At 65.4% G+C, this 1,826-nt stretch carries 2 protein-coding genes; both read left to right on the top strand.

Annotation, left to right across the window (positions count from 1 at the left end; translation table 11 throughout):
- The coding region (locus ABW22_RS16405; protein WP_059759437.1) for an NAD-dependent epimerase/dehydratase family protein at window positions 1-855 on the top strand (855 nt) is incomplete at its 5' end.
- Window positions 856-903: 48 nt separating this feature from the next.
- Window positions 904-1,815: a 2-dehydro-3-deoxygalactonokinase gene (locus tag ABW22_RS16400; protein ID WP_059759433.1), complete on the top strand. Its 912-nt coding sequence runs from the start codon at window positions 904-906 to the stop codon at window positions 1,813-1,815.
- Window positions 1,816-1,826 lie beyond the last annotated feature (11 nt).

Below are 1,826 nucleotides of genomic sequence, written 5' to 3'. Positions count from 1 at the left end.
CGGGTGCGGGTACACACCGGGCCCCTGCTGAATCAAGCCGAACTGTTTGCGAGCGGTTTCGACGCTGTGTTCCACCTGGCCTCGGCCGTCTCGGGCGAATGCGAACTGGACTTTGACCTGGGCCTGCATTCCAACCTCGACAGCACCCGTGCCCTGCTGGATGGCCTGCGCAAGGCCGGCAATACCCCCCGCCTGGTGTTCGCCAGTTCGGTCGCGGTGTTCGGGCCGGACGCCGCCAACCCGCTGCCCGACCTGGTGACCGACAACACCTTGCCGTCGCCACAAACCTCGTACGGCACGCACAAGCTGATGTGCGAGCACCTGATTGCCGACTACACGCGCAAGGGCTTCATCGATGGCCGGTCCGCGCGCCTGATGACCGTCACCGTGCGCCCGGGCAAGCCCAATGGCGCCGCGTCGTCGTTTTTCAGCGGCATCATCCGCGAGCCTCTGGCGGGCGTCGAAACCACCTGCCCGGTCGATCCCGATGTCATGCACCCCGTGTCATCCCCATCCAACACCGTGCAGGGGCTGCTGACCGTGTTCGAGGCCAGCCGGGAAGCCATGGGCGGTCGCCTGGCGCTGAATCTGCCGGGGCTCAATGTGCACGTGGGCGACATGCTGCAGGCCCTGGAGGAAGTGGCCGGCCCCCAGGTTCGCCAGCGGGTGCGTTTCGAACGCGACGACCGCATCGCCGGCATCGTCGCCAACTGGGCCCGGGGCGCGACCGCCGATCGCGCGCTGGCGCTGGGCTTGCGTCCGGATGCATCGTTCAAGGCCATCATCGAGCAGTACATCGAGGATTGCCGGCAGCCCACCTATCCGGCAGACGCTCTGCGGGGCCTGAACCGCTGAGCGGGACCAAACGGGCATGAATCGGCCATCCGGCGACAAAGGGACAGCATGAACGTTCGCACCTTGCTGGCGGTCGACTGGGGCACCTCATCGCTGCGTGGTGCCTGGCTCGACGCCCGGGGCCAGGCCGTGGAAGAGCGGTCTTTTGCCCGGGGCATCCTGACGGTGGCGCCCGGTGAATTTGCCCCGGCGTTTGAGAGCTGCTTTGGCGACTGGATGCAAAGGCCTGATGCTTTATGCCTGATGTCTGGCATGGTCGGCAGCAAGCAGGGCTGGCTGGAAGCACCCTATTGCACCTGTCCGGCCGGGTTCGAAGAAGTCGCCGCCAACCTGGCATGGGTGAAACCGGGTCGCGTGGCCATCGTGCCGGGGCTAGTCTGCGAACACGATGGTCTTCCTGACGTCATGCGGGGCGAAGAAACCCAGGTCTTCGGCGCCCTGCAGCTGCTCGGCCTTCAAGACGCCCTGCTGGTGCTGCCCGGTACGCACAGCAAATGGGTGCGGGTGCAAGCCGGTCGTATCCAGTCGTTTGCCACCTTCATGACGGGCGAGTTCTTCGCGCTGCTGCGCCAGCACTCCATTTTGTCGCGCACCTTGCCCGCCAGCGATGGCGCATTCGACAGCGAAGCTTTCGACCAGGGCGTGACACTGGCGCTGCGCGGCAACAGCCTGCTGCACACCGCCTTCAGCACGCGCACCCTGTCGCTGTTCGATCGCCTGCCGGCCGCCGCGCTGCCCAGCTATCTGTCGGGCCTGGTCATTGGCGAAGAATTGCGTGCCCAGACATTGCAGGCCAATACCCACGTGGTCATCATCGGTTCCGCGGCATTGACTCAGCGCTACCAAAACGCATTGGCCCTGCGGGGCGTACCCGCGCAGCGGATAGGCTCGGAGGCGACTTGGGCCGGTCTGTGGGCGATTGCCCAAACCATCCATCCCAGCTTGTTAAAAACAGTATGAACGCACACCAA

The organism is Thiobacillus denitrificans (assembly GCF_001530125.1).
Taxonomy (GTDB): Bacteria; Pseudomonadota; Gammaproteobacteria; order Burkholderiales; family Thiobacillaceae; genus Thiobacillus; species Thiobacillus denitrificans_C.
Note: the sequence above shows the minus strand (reverse complement) of the source record. Positions and strands in the feature narration are given on the sequence as shown.

What these genes read in the sequence shown, in the direction of transcription:
- ABW22_RS16400 (WP_059759433.1), top strand. Translation starts at nt 904, where the DNA reads ATGAACGTTCGCACCTTGCTGGCGGTCGACTGGGGCACCTCATCGCTG.